17 protein-coding genes are annotated in these 21,505 nt (G+C 41.8%); 10 read left to right on the forward strand and 7 right to left on the reverse strand.

Going from position 1 to position 21,505, the window contains the following annotated elements; translation table 11 throughout:
• Positions 1-98: 98 nt before the first annotated feature.
• The 3 genes from DC082_RS09315 to gltX all read left to right on the forward strand — a co-directional run bounded on the left by DC082_RS09315 (position 99) and on the right by gltX (position 3,366).
• Positions 99-878: a cytochrome C assembly family protein gene (locus DC082_RS09315; RefSeq protein WP_109236747.1), complete on the forward strand. Its 780-nt coding sequence runs from the start codon at positions 99-101 to the stop codon at positions 876-878.
• Between the two features lie 46 nt (positions 879-924).
• A complete protein-coding gene (gene tatC / locus DC082_RS09320; RefSeq protein WP_109236748.1) occupies positions 925-1,716 on the forward strand; it encodes a twin-arginine translocase subunit TatC in 792 nt (263 codons plus the stop codon).
• 231 nt (positions 1,717-1,947) lie between these two features.
• Entirely contained in the window at positions 1,948-3,366 is a 1,419-nt protein-coding gene (gltX, locus tag DC082_RS09325) for a glutamate--tRNA ligase (protein ID WP_109236749.1), read from the forward strand.
• A 212-nt stretch (positions 3,367-3,578) separates the two neighbouring features.
• Here gltX and DC082_RS09330 read toward each other — a convergent pair whose 3' ends face one another.
• The 3 genes from DC082_RS09330 to lolA all read right to left on the reverse strand — a co-directional run bounded on the left by DC082_RS09330 (position 3,579) and on the right by lolA (position 7,778).
• Positions 3,579-5,615, reverse strand: a complete 2,037-nt coding sequence (locus tag DC082_RS09330) for an RNA-binding domain-containing protein (RefSeq protein WP_109236750.1) — start codon at positions 5,613-5,615, stop codon at positions 3,579-3,581.
• 47 nt (positions 5,616-5,662) lie between these two features.
• Positions 5,663-6,988, reverse strand: coding sequence for a replication-associated recombination protein A (locus DC082_RS09335; RefSeq protein WP_109236751.1), 1,326 nt, complete (start codon positions 6,986-6,988; stop codon positions 5,663-5,665).
• 103 nt (positions 6,989-7,091) lie between these two features.
• Positions 7,092-7,778, reverse strand: coding sequence for an outer membrane lipoprotein periplasmic chaperone LolA (gene lolA / locus DC082_RS09340; RefSeq protein WP_109236752.1), 687 nt, complete (start codon positions 7,776-7,778; stop codon positions 7,092-7,094).
• 397 nt (positions 7,779-8,175) lie between these two features.
• Here lolA and gltS point away from each other — a divergent pair, with 397 nt between their 5' ends.
• Positions 8,176-9,429 carry a sodium/glutamate symporter gene (gene gltS, locus DC082_RS09345; protein WP_109236799.1) on the forward strand — a complete coding sequence of 418 codons (1,254 nt, stop codon included), beginning with the start codon at positions 8,176-8,178 and terminating at the stop codon, positions 9,427-9,429.
• A 231-nt stretch (positions 9,430-9,660) separates the two neighbouring features.
• Here the strand turns inward: gltS and DC082_RS09350 are convergent, their stop codons facing one another.
• The gene (locus tag DC082_RS09350; RefSeq protein WP_109236753.1) at positions 9,661-10,335 is read right to left on the reverse strand and encodes a phosphoglycolate phosphatase; all 675 of its coding nucleotides are present in this window, start codon (positions 10,333-10,335) and stop codon (positions 9,661-9,663) included.
• A gap of 306 nt (positions 10,336-10,641) precedes the next feature.
• Here DC082_RS09350 and DC082_RS09355 point away from each other — a divergent pair, with 306 nt between their 5' ends.
• Positions 10,642-10,980 carry a zinc ribbon domain-containing protein YjdM gene (locus DC082_RS09355; RefSeq protein ID WP_094568317.1) on the forward strand — a complete coding sequence of 113 codons (339 nt, stop codon included), beginning with the start codon at positions 10,642-10,644 and terminating at the stop codon, positions 10,978-10,980.
• Between the two features lie 510 nt (positions 10,981-11,490).
• Positions 11,491-12,564, forward strand: a complete 1,074-nt coding sequence (locus DC082_RS09360) for a zinc-dependent alcohol dehydrogenase family protein (RefSeq protein WP_373296302.1) — start codon at positions 11,491-11,493, stop codon at positions 12,562-12,564.
• A gap of 209 nt (positions 12,565-12,773) precedes the next feature.
• Here DC082_RS09360 and DC082_RS09365 read toward each other — a convergent pair whose 3' ends face one another.
• A complete protein-coding gene (locus tag DC082_RS09365) occupies positions 12,774-15,113 on the reverse strand; it encodes a heavy metal translocating P-type ATPase (protein ID WP_157957454.1) in 2,340 nt (779 codons plus the stop codon).
• Between the two features lie 214 nt (positions 15,114-15,327).
• Here DC082_RS09365 and DC082_RS09370 point away from each other — a divergent pair, with 214 nt between their 5' ends.
• A complete protein-coding gene (locus DC082_RS09370) occupies positions 15,328-15,789 on the forward strand; it encodes a MerR family transcriptional regulator (protein ID WP_094568320.1) in 462 nt (153 codons plus the stop codon).
• A 70-nt stretch (positions 15,790-15,859) separates the two neighbouring features.
• On the opposite strand, the gene dauA is transcribed toward DC082_RS09370, so the two are convergent.
• Positions 15,860-17,695 carry a C4-dicarboxylic acid transporter DauA gene (gene dauA, locus DC082_RS09375; protein WP_109236755.1) on the reverse strand — a complete coding sequence of 612 codons (1,836 nt, stop codon included), beginning with the start codon at positions 17,693-17,695 and terminating at the stop codon, positions 15,860-15,862.
• A gap of 171 nt (positions 17,696-17,866) precedes the next feature.
• The gene (locus DC082_RS09380) at positions 17,867-18,841 is read right to left on the reverse strand and encodes a peptidoglycan-binding domain-containing protein (protein ID WP_109236756.1); all 975 of its coding nucleotides are present in this window, start codon (positions 18,839-18,841) and stop codon (positions 17,867-17,869) included.
• A gap of 176 nt (positions 18,842-19,017) precedes the next feature.
• Between DC082_RS09380 and ubiA the strand changes: the two genes are divergently transcribed.
• The 3 genes from ubiA to DC082_RS09395 all read left to right on the forward strand — a co-directional run bounded on the left by ubiA (position 19,018) and on the right by DC082_RS09395 (position 21,467).
• Entirely contained in the window at positions 19,018-19,890 is an 873-nt protein-coding gene (gene ubiA, locus DC082_RS09385; protein WP_109236757.1) for a 4-hydroxybenzoate octaprenyltransferase, read from the forward strand.
• Between the two features lie 100 nt (positions 19,891-19,990).
• Entirely contained in the window at positions 19,991-20,575 is a 585-nt protein-coding gene (locus DC082_RS09390; RefSeq protein ID WP_109236758.1) for a cob(I)yrinic acid a,c-diamide adenosyltransferase, read from the forward strand.
• Positions 20,576-20,579: 4 nt separating this feature from the next.
• The gene (locus DC082_RS09395) at positions 20,580-21,467 is read left to right on the forward strand and encodes a 4'-phosphopantetheinyl transferase family protein (protein WP_133243706.1); all 888 of its coding nucleotides are present in this window, start codon (positions 20,580-20,582) and stop codon (positions 21,465-21,467) included.
• Positions 21,468-21,505: the final 38 nt, after the last annotated feature.

Here is a 21,505-nt window from a genome sequence, read left to right on the forward strand (position 1 = left end):
CTTATCAATTTTCTAGTAAAATCACTGTATAGTTTACTTGATATAGGGACTTCTTTAAAGTTCCCCCTTAGATATAAAAAGGTAAGAATCTTAAGATTATGACATTAGTATCACTCAATATTGGACTCTATCTTTTGTCAGCGTTATTTCTTCTTGCGCATCTTTTCAAGAAGGGACAAAAATGGTGGTTGCCCCTCAGTTATATCACGATCTTCTCGGCACTCGGCTTACATGCGATCTCCTTAAGTTATCAATTATCGATTGGAGATCTTGAGGTTATTAGCGCTATTGAAGCACTCTCCTTAGCTTCTATCATTATGGTACTTCTCATTATTCCTTACCTTAAACGGCACCTCAATACCGCTATTGCTATTATGCTCTTTGCCGGCGCAACACAACTTTTAACCCTATTTGATCATCAAGATGTCGGTTTTAGTACTCCCTCGCCTTGGTTAAGTCTTCATATCTTAACCTCTATTATCGCCTATGCAATTCTACTACTTGCATCTGTGCAAGCTTTACTGCTCTATCTCCGAGATCGTGCATTAAAAAATCGGCGCTCAATCACCCAGAAATTCCCTCCCATTTTACGTATGGAGCTGCTTCTCTTTAGAATGCTCACCATCGGCTTTATTCTCCTAACAGTCAGCCTTGTAACAAGTTTTGCATTCTTTGATCAATGGTTTTCGCCCCACTTCATTCATAAAACGGTCTTAACCGGGCTTGCATGGATTCTCTATGGTGCTATTTTATGGGCGCATCACTACTATGGTTTACGTGGTCGCCCTGCAGCGAAGTTTATTCTGCTGACAGCGGTCATTCTATTACTAGGAATTACAGGAACGCGTCTGATCCAAGAGTTCCTCTTTGCATCTTAATCTTTGCATTTTAACCTTCGTTTATAACTCGATAGATATCCCGACTATGACAAATTCTACCGCTAAAGAACAATCCTTTATTCATCACCTTATTGAGCTTCGTGATCGCCTTATTCGTGCCGGCGCCGGGGTCTTAATTATCTTCTTAGCTCTCATCTACTTCCGTGATGATATCTATAACTTTGTCGCAACACCTCTTCTCAATGTCTTACCAGAAGGGGGAAAAATGATCGCAACTGATGTGATCGCACCCTTTATTGTCCCCATTAAATTAACGCTTTGGGTCTCCTTCTTTATTGCCATCCCCTGGGTGCTCTATCAAGTTTGGGGATTTGTCGCACCGGGACTCTATCAACATGAAAAGCGAGTGGCGTTTCCTATCATTTTCTCAAGCGTTATTCTCTTCTATACAGGGATGGCATTTGCCTACTACGCCGTTATGCCCATTATGTTTAAATTTCTCTCAGGGTCTGCGCCATCAGGCGTTGAAATGGCAACAGATATCGGCAAGTATCTCTCAACAGTTTTACGCCTCTTCTTCTTCTTCGGAATTGTCTTTGAGATCCCCATTGTTCTCATTATTCTCATCTCTTTACAGATTATTAAAACGGAGAGTCTTGTAAAAAAACGTCCCTACATTATTGTGGGTGTTTTCACCGTTTCTGCTATTGCAACGCCTCCCGATCCCTTCTCAATGATCATCTTTGCAACTGCAGCACTGCTTCTCTTTGAATTAGGCCTCTATATTGGTAAACGTATTGAAAAGAAAAGAGCCGCAAAATTAGTAGCGGAAGAGGGCGCTTTTGAGGTTACAAAACATGAGGATTCAGAAGCTTAAAGCCCCTCTCAAGAATGATTTATCTGCTCTTTAATTGAGTAAGAGTGCTATAATTACCCCCATTATAAGAGCGCCTTTATCGATAAAATCACTACGATTAGATCGATAAAATGGCACTCTTTATCTTATCTCTCAATCTCTTTTGTCCCCCGATTTCGATAATCGAACGAGTACATGACAGAAGATATTGACTATTTAATTCACCTTTTAAACTGGATAATGTGATCTATTATTATGGTTAAAACTCGCTTCGCCCCATCTCCAACGGGCTATCTCCATATCGGTGGCGCTAGAACTGCGCTCTTTTCTCATCTCTTTGCCCTTCACAACAAAGGTACAACCGTTTTGCGTATCGAAGATACCGATCTTGAGCGCTCAACACCTGAGGCAGTCGCGGCAATTATGGAGAGTTTAGAATGGTTAGGCTTTCAATATGATGAAGGTCCTTACTATCAGACTAAACGCTTTGACCGTTATAAAGAGGTTGTTGCTGAATTACTCGAGAAAGGTCATGCCTACTACTGCTACTGTACTCCAGAAGAATTAGCACAGATGCGTGCAAAAGCGGAAGCGAAGAAAGAAAAACCGCGTTACGATGGTACGTGGCGCCCTGAGCCGGGCAAGACACTTCCTGAAATCCCAGAAGGTATTAAGCCTGTGGTTCGTTTTAAAAATCCACAAGTCGGCGTAACTAGCTTTACTGATCTCGTTCATGGAAACTTGAGCGTTCAAAATAGTGAGTTAGATGATCTTATTATCGCTCGTAGCGATGGTTCACCCACCTACAACTTCTGCGTTGTTGTTGATGATGTCGATATGGAGATCACCCATGTTATCCGTGGTGATGACCATATCAACAATACCTATCGTCAGGTCAATATCTTCAAAGCATTAGGCAAGCCCGTTCCTCACTTTGCTCATTTAGCAATGATTTTAGGAGATGATGGTCAAAAACTCTCTAAACGTCACGGTGCCGTAGGTGTAATGGAGTATTATGAGCGAGGTTTTCTCCCAGAAGCGGTGATCAACTACCTCGTTCGTCTCGGTTGGTCTCACGGTGATCAAGAGATCTTTACCTTCGAAGAGATGGTTCAATATTTTGATCTAAAAAATGTCTCTAAATCAGCAAGTGCGTTTAATACCTCAAAACTTCTCTGGCTCAATCAACACTATATGATTGAGAAAAACCCAGCAGAATTAGGGCAATTACTAAAACCATTCTTAGAGAAAATTGGCATCCAGACAGAAATCTCTCCAGAATTTGATAACTTCCTCACAAAAGCAGTTGAAGCGCATGTTAAACGCGCAGAAACACTTGTTGAACTTGCGGAAATGATCAAATATCTCTTTATCGATGAGGTCGAAATCGATGAAGCTGCAAAAGCGAAACAACTCACGGAAGTATCAAAACCGGTACTTGAAGAGTTAGTTCGTGTTTTAGGTGATATCACAGAATGGGAACCCGCAGAGCTTGATGCGGCAGTTAAAACAGTTACGAAAAATCTTGAAGTGGGAATGGGGAAAGTGGGCATGCCTCTTCGTACCGCAATCGTTGGGCGTACAAACTCCCCCAACCTTGATGAGACACTCTATTTAGTCGGTAAAGAGCGAACGCTTGCACGATTAGAAAGAGCGATCAATCTCATTTAAGAATGCAAATTAAGCCATTTTTTCATTACTTCTAATAATTTAGATATGATTTTTGATTTATATTGATTTAATATTGATTTATATAATTCTTTAAAAGCGATCCTTTAAATAGAGATCGCTTTTTTATTGCGCGATATCCCTTTCCACACTCATTTCTACATTATTTTTCAGTCTACTAGTTAACTCAATAAAATATACTTAATGAATGATCCTTAAGAAGAGCTTCTTGAATTAGATCTATAAGCTTGTTTTTCATGGGTGGGTGTTGCCGGAAAAGCCAAACATAATTGCTGATTTTTTATCAGTTTAGTTAAATAGCTTCGTCGTAATGACTCTGGCTTTCGTTTTAAAAGTTTACCAAGCGATACTAAGGTAACAAACTGATCTTCACAAAGCTGCAATATCAAGTTTTCCATAGTTTCTCTTGCTAAACGCTGCTTACTTCTAGCCTCTTCTGCTATTTCATATAACTGCTTCTTATATTCCGTGGTTAACTTCTCAACATCATCAATAATGGGTAATTCTAATTTGTCACTACAAAACCTACCATATGAATCTCTCGACTGAAAACAGGGCTCTAAAATTTCCGATCTACTAATTACAGAGCTATCACCATTAATTACAGAGCTGCTATCGCTAATTACAGAGCTATCACCATTAATTACAGAGCTGTTATCGCTAATTACAGAGCTAGAAATAGCGACATTACTAAAAACATCTTCTGGCTTTAAAACTTCTATTCCACTTAAAGTATAAACAGCACCTCTCCCCCCAGTACTATTCAAAAAACCCTCTTTTACCAGATGTTGCAAATTACGGGAAATATCAACAGAATGATTTGTACTAATTGATTGTAAACGTGTGTGTGTGACAACACCTTCAATCTTGGCGATCGCTAAAGCAACCCTCTCTTCTTCATTTAATAATGTGAATTTCTCACCAAACTGAATCGTTAACTGCTGCATTGTATCTTGAGGAAACAGATCTACCATTGTTAATTCTAATAGGGTTTGATTATTAGGCTCCCTTTTTTCAAACAAGTAAGGAGGAAGCCAATGTTGAGATTGCCAACCAGATAATATTTTAGGAACACCAGACCCTGCTTGCTCTCCAACATTAATTAATCGAAACATTTGATGCAGTTTTCGATTACGGCAATCTGACTCACCTCCTTGTAGAGCAACTTTCAGAGGAACTCTCATCAATCCTGGATTACGGAAAACAAACATATCAGGTCGTTTTACAATTAAAACAGAAGCACGATCGCTATAGTCAGCATGAACAATAGAGTTAACCAACGCCTCCCTCAAAGCAATATGAATCGGCGTATCTTCTTGCCGAATACCATCTTTTAATGCAAATGGTATTTTTAAATCCTGAACAAGCTTAGAGTAAACTTTTCTATAAAAATCATAAAGATTCCCACTCCATGAACCATCTGGAACAACTCTATCTATCCAACGAGTTTCTGTTTGCGTGCGAGGCCATTCTTGATAATCAATCATATAGTTAGGAAAGACCTCACTAATCACATGATGCATTCCAAACATTAGTAAACCTGCTCTTGTTAACCCCTCCTCTCCTGTTTCACGATTAATCCCATATGCACCAATGCGCCGTAAAAACTCAAGATTACCTAAATCATTCAATTCTGCATGGGGCTTTAAGTTACTATAACGCTGTCGATAGGACTTCAATGACTCCATTGCTATGTCATCAATCCCATAGTGTACTAAAATCTGATCATCTCGAATATCAGCCTGTTCTGCCAACATTCTTTTTACAGACTCATCGTCTAGTCTATAATCACCTTCATTTTGTCTTATATATGTATTATTAAGTGGATTATTATTTAAATAGATGGGTTGTTGTTTCCTTGAGGCTCTTGGAACTGCAATAAAGAGCAACCGCTTACCCTCAATCTCCACCTCCCGGACATATTTATCTGACAATATATTTTTATTAACTTTTGAGCCATTATTAATTGTGTTAAAAAAATCAGATCGTGCTTGATGAATATTATCTATCCCTTGAATATCAAACAAACCAGAAGGCAACTCTTTTACCCCAAGAATAATAATTCCACCATTAGTATTAGCAAATGCACTATAAGTTTCCCACAATGAATTAGGAACTCGCCCCTTCCCATCCTTTCCTAATGCTAACTTACATTCTATATCAATATCTTCTTGTAAATTATCAAGTCCCGCATCAATAAGCTGATCCATCTTCTGAATAATCAAATTCATATCTACACTTCTTTCAGTTAAAGGTGATTAGTTATAAAAATAGATAGTTATTCCCCTTTCCTAGCCGCTTCATCTAATTGATCTAAAAACTTGAGCTTCTCACCAATTTGCCGCTCTAATCCTCGGTCTGTTGGTTGATACCATTTCATCTCATCCATGCCTTCAGGGAAATAGCGCTCCCCGGCAGCATATGCATTAGGCTCATCGTGCGCATAACGGTAATGTTGTCCATGCCCGAGATCTGCCATCAATTTTGTGGGGGCATTACGAAGATGGAGCGGAACTGGCCGCGTCTGATCTGCCGCTACAAATTGTCGCGCTCTCTTAAAGGCCATATAACCTGCATTCGATTTTGCCGCACAGGCTAGATAGATCGCCGCTTGCGCTAAGGCGAGATCCCCTTCGGGACTTCCTAATCGCTCATATGTGGTTAATGCATCTGTGGCGATCTGTATTCCTCTAGGATCTGCAAGTCCCACATCTTCCCAGGCGATCATCAATATTCTTCTTCCAAGGTAACGAGGATCGACACCACCTTCCATCATCAACGAGAACCAATAGAGCGCAGCATCTGGATCAGAACCTCGTATCGATTTATGAAGCGCGGAGATCTGATCATAGAAATAGTCGCCCCCTTTATCAAAACGCTTCGGCTGATTCGATAAGATCCGATCAACTAAAGGACGGCCAATCTCATATAGTTCATCATTTTTAGCCACCACAAGTAGCTGCTGAAGAAGATTCAATAACCGCCGGCCATCACCGCCGGCATACTCAACTAACCGCTCTGTTGCCGCCTCATCAAGCTGATATTGGGGATAATAACGGTTTAAAGCACGCTCAATTAAACGCTTTTGTGCTTCATCATCAAGTGGTGCGAGAAGATAGACCGAAGCGCGCGATAATAATGCTTGGTTAATCTCAAATGAGGGATTTTCTGTGGTTGCACCAATAAAGGTCACAAGACCCGATTCCACAAAAGGGAGTAGCGCATCCTGCTGACTCTTATTAAAACGATGGATCTCATCGATAAAGAGTATCGTTCTGCGACCTTGAAGTTGATAGCTTTCAGCCTCTTTAATCGCCTCTCGAATCTCCTTTACGCCTGAGAAAACAGCCGAAAGAGAGATAAACGCTGCATCAAACTCTTTCGCAATCAGATTGGCTAACGTTGTCTTTCCGACCCCAGGTGGCCCCCAAAAGATCATCGAGTGGGGAACGCCACTTCGGAAAGCTTCATAGAGTGGCTTTCCCTCACCTAAAAGCGCATCTTGCCCAACGACTTCCGCTAAAGTTTGCGGCCGCGCTAAATCAGCTAAAGGGGAGAATTGTAACTTTGTCTCCTCTGCTAAATCAGAAAAGAGATCTTTCATCTATCTTATTCCATCCCATTACATTTTATGATATTTCATAACGCTTCATGATACTTCATGGCACTTAATGACATTCATTGGTGCGCTCTTGAATAGGCCTCTCTTACTTCGTCTCATCGATCACATCGACATCAGCAGGAATTGTGAAATCGAAGCGAGAAGCGGGGATCTCTCTATTTTCTTGAACACGTTTCATCACAAAAGAGATCTTTTGACCCGTAACATCCTCCACATTGAAGGAGTAGATTTTACGATTTGCAAAGATGACCTGAATATCTTTCACCTCTAAGTCAGAATGCCCCATTTTAGGAGTTAAGAGATACTCTCGGCGATCTCTCACTGTCTTAATATCAAAATATTGATCCAAAGGATCAGAACTCAAGAGGATCTGCAAGACAGGATTATTGAGCACTTCAGAGAGAGGCTTAATAATTACCTGCATTAAATCGACATCGTAAAACCAAAATTTTTTGCCATTACTAATTAAAATTTGTTGATAAGGCTTTTGGTAATCGAAGAGAAATTTAGGGGATGATGTTTGCGCTTTTTGATCCTTTTTCGAGGATAATTGTTGCTCTTTTTCTGTTAATGCCCGATTATTTTTCTCAACGATCAATTCACCGGTAGTTGTATCAACACGATCTTTAGTGATAATCTCTTGTGTGAAATTGGCCTCGAGCGTCTCCAAATCCTGAAAATAATCGACAATAAACTTCTGATTTGCCAAAGTTATTGTTGGAGATAGAAGAAGACTCAAGGGAAGAATCCATTGTAAAAGTCGTTTTGTCATCACTGATTGCCTCAGGTTAATTTTGCAAAGTTTTAGATCACTGAATTATAACAGATTGCCCTTTACTATAGAATGTATCCTCATTGGCATACTGTTTGATCCGTCCTTATCGAGGATCATCGTGCGCTTTAGTGCTTATCAATGCTCTAAACGCATATTTTAGAACTACCAACCCTAATGGAGAAGTATCTTCATATCGCTATTGATATTCTCTTTAGATCCTCTTTGGATGCTCTCTAGAAATTTTTGAGATAACCTTTAGAGATACCTTTTAGAGATACTTCTTAGAGATATTTTTCGATTAGGGTATTGAGATGGAAGCCTTCTGCTAGAAGGAGAATTGATTGAAAAATCGTTATTTTAGATATAGGAGTTACCCCTAATGATCAGCTCAAACATGATTTCGTTTGATGTGTACGCTACGATCGTCATTGCTTGTTTAACCTTGCTTCTTGGTCGTGTTGTCGTCGCAAAAATCCCCCTCCTCGATCGTTTTACAATTCCAAGCCCTGTTGCTGGTGGATTGATTATTGCATTTACGATCTTAATCTTAAAAACTGTCTTCGACTTTGAAATCAAGTTCGATACAGCATTACAAACGCCATTAATGTTGATGTTCTTTGCAACAATCGGTCTTAATGCAAACTTCAAAAGCCTTCTTTCAGGCGGTGTTTCACTCTTAATCTTCCTCTTTGTCGTAATCATCTTCCTCTTAATTCAAAGTGGTGTTGGTATCGGTTTAGCAAAAGCACTGGGTATTGATCCACTGATGGGGCTTCTTGCAGGTTCTGTAACATTAGCAGGTGGACATGGAACAGGAGCCGCTTGGGGCGAAGTATTCTCCAAAGATTATGGTTTTACCAATGCAACAGAGATTGCGATGGCCTGTGCGACCTTTGGCCTTGTCTTAGGGGGCTTAGTCGGTGGTCCTGTAGCGCGCATGCTCCTTCGTAAACGCCAAATGAATCTTGACACAACCATTATGGGGAAAGATCAAGATAAGGAAGCTTCTGATGATATCACCGCCTTTGAACAACCACGCGCAAGTCGTCGTATCACTTCAAATGCATTGATTGAGACCATCACCATGATTCTTATCTCAATCACTTTAGGAACGATCATCTCTGATGCACTCAACGGCACGAAATTTGCACTTCCTACCTTCGTTTGCGTCCTCTTCGTGGGTGTGATTATCAATAACATTCTCTCACTAATCAGTGATCAGATTATCTTTGAGCGCTCCGTCTCTATTGTTGGTAACGTCAGCCTCTCTCTCTTCCTTGCTATGGCATTGATGAGTCTTAAATTGTGGGAGCTTAAATCACTTGCGATTCCAATGATCATTATCCTTGCGGTACAAGCGATTATCATGGCGCTTTATGCAATCTTCATCACCTACAATGTAATGGGTCGCGGTTTAGATGGAGCTGTTTTTGCAGCAGGTCACTGTGGATTTGGTCTTGGGGCAACGCCTACAGCTATTGCTAATATGCAAGCGGTGACAGAGCGTTTTGGCCCTTCAACAAAAGCCTTCTTAGTAGTACCGATGGTGGGGGCATTCTTTATCGATATCGTCAATGCGATTGTCATTAAACTCTATCTCATGACACCACTCTTCCCACAAGTTGCCTCTGCAGCTGTCGGTGGCTAATCGATAGAACGCTAAAGTGTTGAAATGTTGATACAGATAAGAGATTAACAAAACTCTCAAAACCGATCGCTAAAGGGCGATCAGCAAGAAAAAGAGCTATAGATTAATGGAGAGCTTCAAATTTGAAATCACTCTCTGTTGCTATAGCTCTTTTCGTCTTATCGTCTTGTCATTATAGATATTGATAGCTAGCTAGATAAGATATCGTCAGTCATGAAAAAGAGGTTCTCTCTAAGATTGAATCTCCAAAATCGATAAGAGCTCTTCAAAATGATCGATCACATAGGTAGGATTCTCTTCTGAAATGAGCCGACCAAAGTTATATCCATAAGTGAGCCCAACTGTTGCAACACCCGCCTCTTTTGCCGACTCTATATCATTGCGGGAATCTCCTACAAAAAGAAGCTCTTCGCGGTAAAGCCCAAAAGCCCCCAATGTCTGATAAATCGGGGCAGGATGCGGCTTTCTTGCAGCGACATCATCGGCACCTAAAACAAGATCAAAAAGTGATGTTAAAGAGAGATCCTTCAATAGTTGTGGTAAAAAACGTGATGGCTTATTAGTAATCATCGCTAAACGATAGCCCTGCTCTTTTAAGGTGGTTAATGTCACACGCACGCCAGGATAGAGCTCGCTTCCCTTCTTTAAGACATCAGCATAAAAACGATTAAAAAGATCATACGCTTCATCAAATTGCGAAAGAGCAGATTCTCCCCCGGCATCTTTAAGCGCGCTCTCCACTAAATTAATAGCACCATTTCCAATCCAGACCGAGACTTTCTCAAATCCGGCAACAGGATACTCTAAAGTCTTCAACATCAGATCAATCGCTTCTGTTAAGCCTTTAGCACTATTAATCAATGTTCCATCAAGATCAAATGCTACCGCGCTAATTTTTCTACTCATCTTATCCCCTTATAACAATTTACTGATCCTCAACAAGCTCGCTCTATATGAGTTCACTCCACTATTATAGCGATTTCTCAATGAAACGCTTTGAGATCATGATTAAGGCAAAAGCGCTATTAAAATAGCAAAATAACTCAACAAGATTACTAAAAAATCATTAAGATAGTGCTTATCCTCCTCAATATTTGCTTAACACCTCGATTTTTAACTCCTATTTAGGTATATTGCCTCAGTGCCGAATCGGCAGTTGCGCATAATATCGCACCGATTCAACCGATAAAATATTATTTGGGAGAGAATACAATGCATAATTTACCCCCTTGCCCAGAGTGTCAGATGACACATACCTATACCGATACAGAGTTCTACTTCTGCCCCGACTGTGGTCACGAATGGCCAGTAAATGCTGAGGTGGTTGAAGAGGAGCAAAAACCGGTAACGCGCGATGCTCACGGAACACCTCTGCAGGATGGTGATTCCGTAACGGTGATCAAAGATCTTAAAGTTCGTGGATCATCAATGGTGGTCAAACAAGGAACAATGATCAAAGATATCCGTATTATCGATGGTGATCACGATATCGACTGTAAAGTCAACGGTACGAGCTTACAGCTAAAATCAGAGTTTATGAAAAAAGCATAATTGTCACTTATCAAAAAAAGTGGCAACGAAGAAGAGTACTACAGATGAACTGAACCCCAAAAGTTGGACACAACTTTTGGGGTATTTTTATACCTATCGAAGAAAGAGCCTTCTCTCTGAAATCTCTGATCCCTCATACGATGTTAGAACAATCGATTGTTAGAGGATTGATGTTTTCAATCTTTTAAACTCACACAGAAAGGGATAAAGAGATAAAAAGATAAAAAGATAAAAAGATAAAAACTCCAAAATATTAAATTATAATGATTTGGAGTGTAAGAATGTGGAAATATAAAAATGTAGAGATATATCAATATTCACTTCTTAATATTATTACTTCATTATCAAAGACCTACTTAACAAAAAAGCTCAAATCCTCGATAGAAAGGGCGTTAACACTGAAGATAAAGTGAATTTAGATTGTACTTTTAGGCGAGATATCCTACTATGAAATAGTATACTTTTTACTCAACTTTCCACAATACTAAGGAGAATGCTATGTCAGAAAGTATGAAAGCTATGGTCTATTATGGTGAAAATGATCTTCGTTTTGAAGAGCGCCCTATCCCCAAAATTTTAGCCCCCACGGATGCTATTGTAAAACTTACAAAGACAACGATCTGTGGCACTGACCTTGGTATTATGAAGGGTAAAAATCCCGAAATCGAGGCAACTGCCAAAGAGCGCGATGGTGCGTTTAATGGTCGAATTCTCGGTCATGAAGGGATTGGTATTATTGAAGAGGTCGGAAGCGCTGTTAAAAACTTTAAGAAAGGGGATAAAGTGATTATCTCCTGTGTCAGCCGCTGTGGTACATGTGAAAACTGTCAAAAACAACTTAATGCTCACTGCCTCAATGAAGGTGGTTGGATTATGGGATATATGATCGATGGAACACAAGCTGAATATGTTCGTACTCCCTTTGCTGATACCTCCCTCTACCATCTTCCTAAAGAGTTAAGTGAAGATGTTGCGGTTCTTCTCTCTGATGCACTTCCCACCTCCCATGAGATTGGTGTTCAGTATGGGGATGTCAAACCGGGTGATACCGTTGCCATTGTTGGTGCCGGCCCGATCGGTATGGCGGCACTCTTAACCGCGCAACTCTACTCACCAAGTAAGATCATTGTTGCCGATACTGATCAGAATCGATTAGAGATGGCGCTCGAGATGGGGGCAACGGATGTTGTTAACTCCGCTACGGAAGATCCTATCGAAAAAATTCTCTCTCTAACAGATGGTCGCGGTGTTGATTGTGCGATCGAAGCAGTGGGAATTCCGGCGACATGGGACGTCTGTCAACATGTGGTAAAAGAGGGTGGGAATATCGCAAACGTCGGCGTACATGGTCAGCCTGTCAGCTTTGCACTTGAAAAACTCTGGATTAAAAATCTAAAAATCACAACAGGACTTGTCAATGCAAATACCACCGACATGTTGCTAAAAACCTGTTGCTCCGGAAAGCTCCCCCTTGAGAAGATGATTACTCATCACTTTAAGTTCGATGATCTTGAACACGCCTATAAAGTCTTCAAAAATGCTGCTGATGAAAAAGCAATGAAGGTGATTATTGACTATCAGTAGCTCCACGATACATCAATATACCTAAACATAAATTATAGAAAGATATCGTATCGTATGATATGGTATTAACGATATAACAAGATATAAAAATATCCTACTAAACCATCAAGCCCCTTAAATAATCTTACAAAAACAGAAAAAGATCTTTAAGGGGCTCTTTTTTTGACTCGATAAAAAGGTCAAGAGAAAAATAAGAGACAAAGATGTCACTAATCTTCAAAATCCTCCTTTAAGATACGCAGACTATTCATAATCACCAAAAGAGAAGCGCCAACATCAGCAAATACTGCGGCCCACATACTCTCATAACCGATAAAGATCGCAATAAAGAAAATCGCTTTAATCCCTAGAGCGACAGCGATATTTTGCTTAATTAACGTTACCGTACGACGAGAGACTCGGATAAAGTAAGGAACTTTCGCAAGATCATCATCCATTAAGGCTACATTGGCCGTTTCAATCGAGATATCGCTTCCCATCGCTCCCATGGCAAAACCAACATCAGATTGCGCAAGCGCCGGTGCATCATTGATCCCATCACCAATCATGGCAATATGTTGATTGTTTCCTTGATAACGCGTAAGGATCTTAAGCTTCTCTTCCGGCAATAACGCACCAAAGGCTTGATCGATCCCTACTGCTTCTGCCACATGATGAACTGCACCTTTGTGATCCCCCGAGAGCAATATCGGCGTAATGCCTAACCTTTTTAATGTTGAAAGCGTTGTTGCTGCATTCTCTTTAAGAGAATCCTCCACAATAAAGAGCGCTCGAATCTGACCGCGATAAGCAAAGAGTGTCAGGCTCGATCCTCTTGCCTCAGCTGCCTCAAGATGGGGAGCAATCATCTCAAGGGGAATCTGATGATTGAGCATCATCTTCCGATTACCTAGTAACAGGGTTTCGCCTTGCCACTCCCCTTTAACACCCTCTCCCGGAATTGCCATAAAATGATCGATCTCTATTACCGGTTGTAGATAGTGACTCACAATCGCCTGTGAAATGGGGTGATCTGATCTTGCAGCTAGACTTACGGCTAAACGCTCAAGCTCATGATTTAAAAGCGGAGCTACCTCTCCGGCATCAGTTAATGCAATAACTGAACTAAAGGTGGGCGCACCTTGTGTCAAGGTACCGGTCTTATCAAAAGAGATATGGGTTAAATGTGCCCCTTTTTCAATATACTCTCCCCCTTTTACCAAAATTCCATGGCGCGCCAATTGTGTTAAAGCACTTACAATCGCCACAGGTGTAGAGATCACTAATGCACAAGGGCAAGCGATAATGAGAACCACCAATGCTCGATAGATCGAATCAAACCAAGAGATTCCAAAAATCGGTGATAAGAGTACGATTAAGAGCGCAACGATAAAGACAACCGGCGTATAGATAGCGGCAAAACGATCGATAAATCGCTGCACCGGCGCTTTCTTCACCTGTGCTGACTCTATCGTTTTAACGATCTTGGCTAATGTGGAATCTTTCGCTGTTGAAGTTGCCCGATATTCGATCTCCCCTTGTTGATTAATCGTCCCGGCATACACAGTCTCATCCACAGACTTATCCACAGGCAGACTCTCTCCTGTAATAGCAGACTCATCAAAGCTCGATTGTCCGCTGGTAATCACCCCATCTAAAGGTAATCTTCCCCCAGGAATAATCCGTAAAAGATCCCCCTTTTTCACCCTCTCTACCGGCATCTCAACAATCCCCTTATCGGTTACTACCTGAGCATTATCGGGAGCGAGCTTTAATAATTTTTCCACTGCATTTTGTGCTTTTGTCAAAGAGTGTGCTTCGATCTTCTCCGAAAGTGTAAAGAGAAAGATCACCATCGCCGCTTCAGGAAAGACCCCAAGTAGTAACGCGCCGGTCACCGCAACACTCATCAAAGCATTAATATTGAGCGTCCGATTCTTAATCGCAACCCAACCTTTACGGTATGTTGAGAGCCCCACTAAAGCAATCGCTAAAAAGGCAAAGAGAGCACTTCCCCAACTACTCCAACCGGCAAATTCAAAGAGCTCTGAAGTAGCAGCAGCAAGCCCCGACAAGATTAAACGCCAGCGCTCACTCTTAGCATAGATCCCTTCAGCCGAACTCTCTGCAGTGATTCCATCGGTCACCTTTTGCGGCGTCATATTGAGCTTTCTAATCTTCTCTAAAAAGGGCGCTAACGCCCCTTTATGCACAATATAGAGTTCCCGTTTTAAATAGTTAAAGTTCAAAGAGTCGATTTCAGAGAAAGGAGCTAAAGCTCGCTCAATGAGCTTCGATTCCATCGGGCAATCCATCTCTTTGATATAGAGAATATCTTGTCGATATCCAGCAGGAATATCACTCTCTGTCGGCTCATACTCTTCAGCCGGAAGGGTACAGCAGCTCTCCCCCTCATGATGCTCATGATCATGATGATCGTGATGATCGCTCTCACGGTGATCATGCTCAGAAGTGAGGCTTCGATCTTCATGATGAACATCATGACAATCTCCACCTTTTTTCTCATCTCTGTCACCGATTTCGCCGGCACAACAACTATCAATTCTCATCTTCTCTCCCATTTATTATACCGCCCTACAATAACCGTATCGATAGCGCATCTTTGCATTCCCATCTTTTCTCTATTGATCTTATTAGACACCCTATAGTTGCTACAGGGTCAAGGAAATTTGTGTAGAATAGATAAGCAATGAAACACTTATTGGATGCGAAAAGAGTTATAAAAGAGTTATAAAAGGCATATAAAAGGAAAGATTAATCAATATGAAAAAGCAGATTGTAAAGAACGAAAAAGCCTACTTAATTGGTGAATTAGCGACATTGAGTCGAGTGCCGGTTGAAACGATCCGTTTCTATGAGAAAGAGGCGCTACTCGATGCCCCGGAGCGAGCGCATAATAATTACCGCATCTACCGTCCCCATCATCTGCAACGATTGATTCTCATCCGCAACTGTCGCGCTTTTGATATGAGTCTCGATGAGATTCGACAAGTGATCGATGCAACAGAAAATGGGGAGGAGAGCTGTCTTCCGATCAATGAAATAATCCAAGATCATCTCTTCCATATTGATGAAAGAATTCAAGAGCTCACAACCCTAAAAGCGATGCTCACCGATATTCAAGCCCGCTGTACACAGAACCATACTGCGGATAACTGCTCAATTATCGATGAGATTCATCAGCTCGACCCTGAAGAAAAAAAGCATCATAACCATCTCTCCTAATCTCTTACCTAGCACCATAAAGTCGATTACGGCAAGAGATCAAGATGAGATTACTGATGGAAAATAACGATTAATGTGGGGATTTCTCGTCCGACATATCAGTATCAGAGAGAGAACTCTCACAGATAGAACAGAGCGAAAAAGCGATCGTTTCTGCATCTTCCCGATCCTTAGCCCAGTGAAGCCCCTCTCGCTTCTTCGGTGAAAGCCCTGCTTTCCCTAAGACCGCTTTAGTATCATTGTTTAAACCGGAAAGAACTACCTCAATCCCCTTCTTCTGCAGACGATCTAACATCGACTTAAAGGCAATTAAACCTGTTAAATCGATCATCGGCACCCGCTCGAGATAGATAATCATCACCTCAATCTGCTGATCAAGATAAGGGAGTCGGTCGAGAGACTCAATGGTCTTTCTTGCCGGGCCAAAGAAGAAGGGGCCTCTAATCTCATAATGCAAAATAAGCGGAGCAGATTGCTCAAGCTCCTCTTCCAATTCCCCTTCAATTCCGCCGGCGAACTCTTGAGTCTCTGCTGCACCTTTACGCCCATTTTCAACAAAATCATCATCGAGGAAAAATTCTGTCTCAGTATAAGCGGACATTCTTGTCATAAAGAGGAAACTTGAGAGCACCATCCCTACTGCCACGGCAACAACCATATCGAAAACAACGGTCAAAATTAAACAGCTAAAGAGGACGGCCAAATCTGCTCTTGGTGCCATCTTCACCGTCTCTTTAAAGTAGCGAACATCCGCCATACTCCAAGCGACCATCAATAACATCGCCCCCAAACTTGCCATAGGGAGATATCCTAATAATTTTGCAAAAAAGAGGAGCGTAAAGAGAACAAAAACCGCATGAATCACCCCGGCGATAGGTGTATTTCCACCCGCACGAATATTAGCCGCTGTTCGTGCAAGTGCCGCAGTTGCCGCAAATCCACCAAAACAGGGAGCAATAATATTACCCACACCCTGCCCAATCAGCTCAGCATTGGGGTTATGACGTGTATTCTTCATCCCATCGGCGACAACTGAGCAGAGAAGCGATTCGATCGCACCTAATACCGCAATCACAAAAGCACTCGGTAACAGCTCTTGAACCAACTTAAAGGAGAGAATACTCTCCCCTTCAGGATTGATCCAAGGCGCGCTAAATTCTGGGAGAAAGCTCGGAATTCCTTGGTAGATCTCTCCATGATGTTCATAGCTAAAGACGGAGTAGATCGTCCGAAATTCAAAGCCCATCTGCGCAAGAAAGACCCCGACTAATGCACTCACACCTAAGACAATGAGGTGGGGCGGCATCCGATGAAAAAATTTGGGAAGAATAATGAGTCCCGCGAGGGTAAAAATAGCTAACCCAAGATCAACAATAGAGAGCCGTGGCAACATCTGAAAGATGGCAATGATACGCTCAATAAAGCCATCGGCTTGAAGTGGATCATCGATTCCTAAAAGATCGGGAATCTGCGTCATAGCAATCACAATCGCTATACCGGTACTAAATCCCGCCGTTACAGGATAAGGGACATAGTGAATCGTCCTACCTACACGAAATAGCCCCATCAAAACTAAGATAACGCCGGCCATACTAGTGGCGAGGATAAGTCCTGTTAATCCATATTGACTCGTAATCGGCTGTAAAATAACGATAAAAGCGGCTGTAGGCCCGGAGATATTGAAACGCGAGCCCCCACAAATTGCAATAAAAAAGCCGGCAACGATAGAGGTATAGAGTCCATATTGTGGAGCAACACCTGTATTGATTGCTAAAGCCATCGAAAGTGGCACCGCAATCATCCCTACCGTCAAACCACCCATCAAATCTTGCCGTAATTTTTGCAGATTGTATCCCTGCAAAATCTGCACAAAAGGAATTTTCCAAAACCAACTGAATGTCTTCATTCTTGACCTCAACTTATTCCTAACGCAACACAATAGATAACGATTGAAGAGAGCGCAACGTAACTTATCTAAAACTTATCTAAAACTTATTCCAAATTTCCCCGATAACACGATCTATTTATGGATCTATTTATGGATCTATTTATAATCTATTTAAGTCTAGCCTGCTTCTTAAAAACAGGGCTTAATACCCAGCTTTTTTAGATCTGCTTCTGTCGCAATTCCATCTGCACGCAATCCATTCTCTTTTTGATAATGGTAGAGCGCTTTTGCAGTCGCACCGTTAAAGATCCCCTTATCGATATCTGCTTCCTCTAAAAAATCCAACTGCATCAATGCTTCTTGCAGTTGTCGTACCGGCATTCCGGCAGAGCCTTGTAATAATCGAAGAGAACAATCTCCTTGAGCAATCGCTTCTAAGTGGCGAACATGTGTCAAAAGATAGCGGAAAGATAATCCAATCTCTAAAGGTGACGGCATTGCTGACTGTCCGGCATAGATACGAAATTGTTGATACCAGCCTGTCGGCATTGCCGGCGGACGATGATCCCCCTCTATCACCTGACATCCCGCTGAAGAGAATGAGATTCCATCAGGTCTTAACTCACTCTGCGCACTATGAATATGATCATTCACCACCGATAACGTTGCCACCCCGCGACTAAGGCGATATTGGTGATCAGGCTGATAGAAGCGCCATGCCAATACAGGCTGAGAACGGCTCAGACGAAAAGCCCCCTCTTCAAAAGGACGATGACTCGGTTCATGCGCTCCGACAATATAGTGATAAGCACCACTTCCTAAACAGTTTGCTATCTGTTTATCAGGGGATGCAATCTGCTTCTCTTGCCATCTCCGATGAGGAATCGTTGATGCCGGAAAGAGGGCAATCTCTCCTGTTACTCTATTCCAAATCCCAAGTAGACAGCGAAGAGACTCCCCATCTAACTCATTTTCAATGAGTGTCACTTCCGATTGCCACCTGCCATATTGCGCATCTAATAACTTTCCGGCACGAATACCAAAGAGCACCTTTTCACCCGAAAGAGGGTAAGCACAGCTCTCAGATAGGCGCGCTAAAGTTGCCGCACTAAAGGTGAATGATCTTAAAGATGGTGCGATCGCAATATGTGCAGTATCAATCATTTATCGACTCTCTCAAAAAGGGAAATAGTGCAAATACTCTACCATATTCACCTTAAAACTACGATTAAGCCGATTGATCCGCATGATAAGTAAGGCTGAAAATCACCGCTGAAAGCACTATACTAAGAAGATTCATCAATATCACCCATATGAACCCAATAAGAGAGAGTTTCCTTATGTTAAAGATCCAAAACATTCCCTACTATCTTCAGTTAATGCGGGTAGAAAAGCCGATCGGTAGCTACCTATTGATGTGGCCCACCTTATGGGGGATTTGGATTGCCAGCGAGGGATTACCCTCTGCAAAAGTGCTTATTATCTTTATGTTAGGGGTCTTTATCATGCGCTCTGCCGGTTGTGTTATTAATGATATTGCCGATCGGGATATCGATAAATTTGTCGAACGCACAAAGGACCGCCCACTCACTTCCGGTAAAGTCACCACCAAAGAAGCGGTATCTCTTCTTCTTCTCCTTATTGTGATCGCAGCAATATTGGCGCTTTTCCTCTCCTTTAAGACCATTTTATTATCGGTTCCAGCGTTGCTGATTGCGCTCTCTTACCCATTTATGAAACGCTTTCACTCTCTGCCACAAGCGCATCTTGGGGTCGCCTTTGCGTTTGGTATTCCGATGGCATTTATGGAGATTCAAGGATCACTTCCCCTGACGGCCTATCTTCTCTTCTTCACCAATATCCTCTGGACCTTAATCTACGATACAGAATATGCAATGAGCGACCGGGAAGATGATAAATCGATCAATATTAAATCCTCTGCTCTTCTCTTTGAATCTTGGCTAGGTAAGAAAGATTACTACATTATTATCGCACTACAAACCACCATGACACTTCTGCTTCTCTCCATCAGCGCAATCGAGAATCTCACGCCCTATTTTCTCCTATCGATTTTGATTGTCATCGGCCTGTTCTATTATCAGATTAAACTGATTAAAGATCATGATCGTCTTCTCTGCTTTAAAGCTTTTATTCATAATAATTGGGTCGGCTTAACGCTCTTTATCGGGATTTTCCTCAACTATCTGCCTTAGTAACGATTAATATCGATGGGAATATATCAGTAGAGTTTAAGATGAAAAAAGGATTAAACTATCATCATGAACGATGAACAGATCAATAGGAGAATTAATTATGGGTAATCGCTTATCGAAAATTGTCACCAAAACAGGCGATAGCGGAACAACAGGTATTGCCGGCAATATCCGCCTTGAAAAGTATCATCCTCGCATTGAAACCATTGGACTCATCGATGAACTCAATTCTCTCATCGGCATTGGTATCGCTGATCTCAATGAGATCGTCAAAGTGGATGACTTACCCCTTTTAAGACAGATCATCAAAGAGTGGTCAACCGTGCAACATCAACTCTTTAATCTCGGCGGGGAACTCTCGATGCCGGGAACAGAGTTGATTAGAGAAAAAGCGGTCACACAATTGGAAGAGTGGCTGACCGAGTACAATGAGCAGTTGTCCCCTCTTAAGGAGTTTATCCTTCCAGGCGGGACCCCGATCGTTGCAAAAACACACTATATTCGTGCAATAAGTCGTAAAGTTGAACGCGCCTTATGGGAGCTCAATAGTCACGATCCTCTTAATCCTCACTCCTTAAAATTTCTCAATCGCCTCTCTGATTACTTCTTTGTCACCGCAAGAATGATCGCTAAAGAGGAGAATAGCGCAGAGATTTTTTGGCAGAAAGAGCTAGTTGAAGGATAACGATTTGAGCTTTGAACAAAAAGAGAGGAGAACTCTCGTTGCCTTAATGGAGATCAACCCTGCAACGACTGCCTGGGCAGAGCGACAATATGCCCAATTTCTCCTCTCTCACTTAGGTAAAAAAAGGCGTCTTACTCACCTGATGAGTCGGACGCTACTTCTTGCGACACTCCAACGCTACTACGACCCAAAGCTTACAGCTCTGCCTGAGCTAAGTTACAATCAACATCAAAAACCGACCTTTCTCTCAGCTCCCTATCTCTTTAATCTCACCCATACAGAAGATGCTGTTGCCGTAATTATCCAGCCCCTATTGCCAAAGCAGAAGACTCCCAACCTACTTCAAAAGAATGGATCAACCAATCTACTCTCACCGAATATCACCATCGGTATCGATTTAGAGAGAATTCAACCACGAAAAAGCTTCTCCGGCTTACTTGAGAGAACCTTTACACCGATTGAAAGAGCATGGATTTTAGGAGATATAGAGCAATCGCTCAAATCATCAGCGGATAATCCTGCCCCACTTTCTCTCTCACTCAACCGTGAAGCGCAGAGACGATTCTTTCTCCTCTGGTCCACAAAAGAAGCTTATCTCAAAGCAGATGGTCGCGGCTTACAGGGATTAAAATCCTTAGAGATCGATCCCCTGCAACAGGCGCTCTACGGTGATCTGAGAGGAGGAAAACTCTATGCCGGCACAACCCCCTTTAATCAACAAGCCCACTCTATCGCCCTCTATCTTTCGGAAAATAGCGCAGATCATCTTAAAATTACTACATTGCAAGTTGCTTCGAATGGGGCAACTTTTTCTTCTGCGCAAATAAAATGGGATCTAACATTGTCAGATATGCCCAAACAACATATCAACAATAATGAGATCCCATTTTGAATATTTTCTCTAAACCGCTATAAGTCTATAAGTCTATA

Source organism: Ignatzschineria indica (assembly GCF_003121925.1).
GTDB lineage: Bacteria > Pseudomonadota > Gammaproteobacteria > Cardiobacteriales > Wohlfahrtiimonadaceae > Ignatzschineria > Ignatzschineria indica.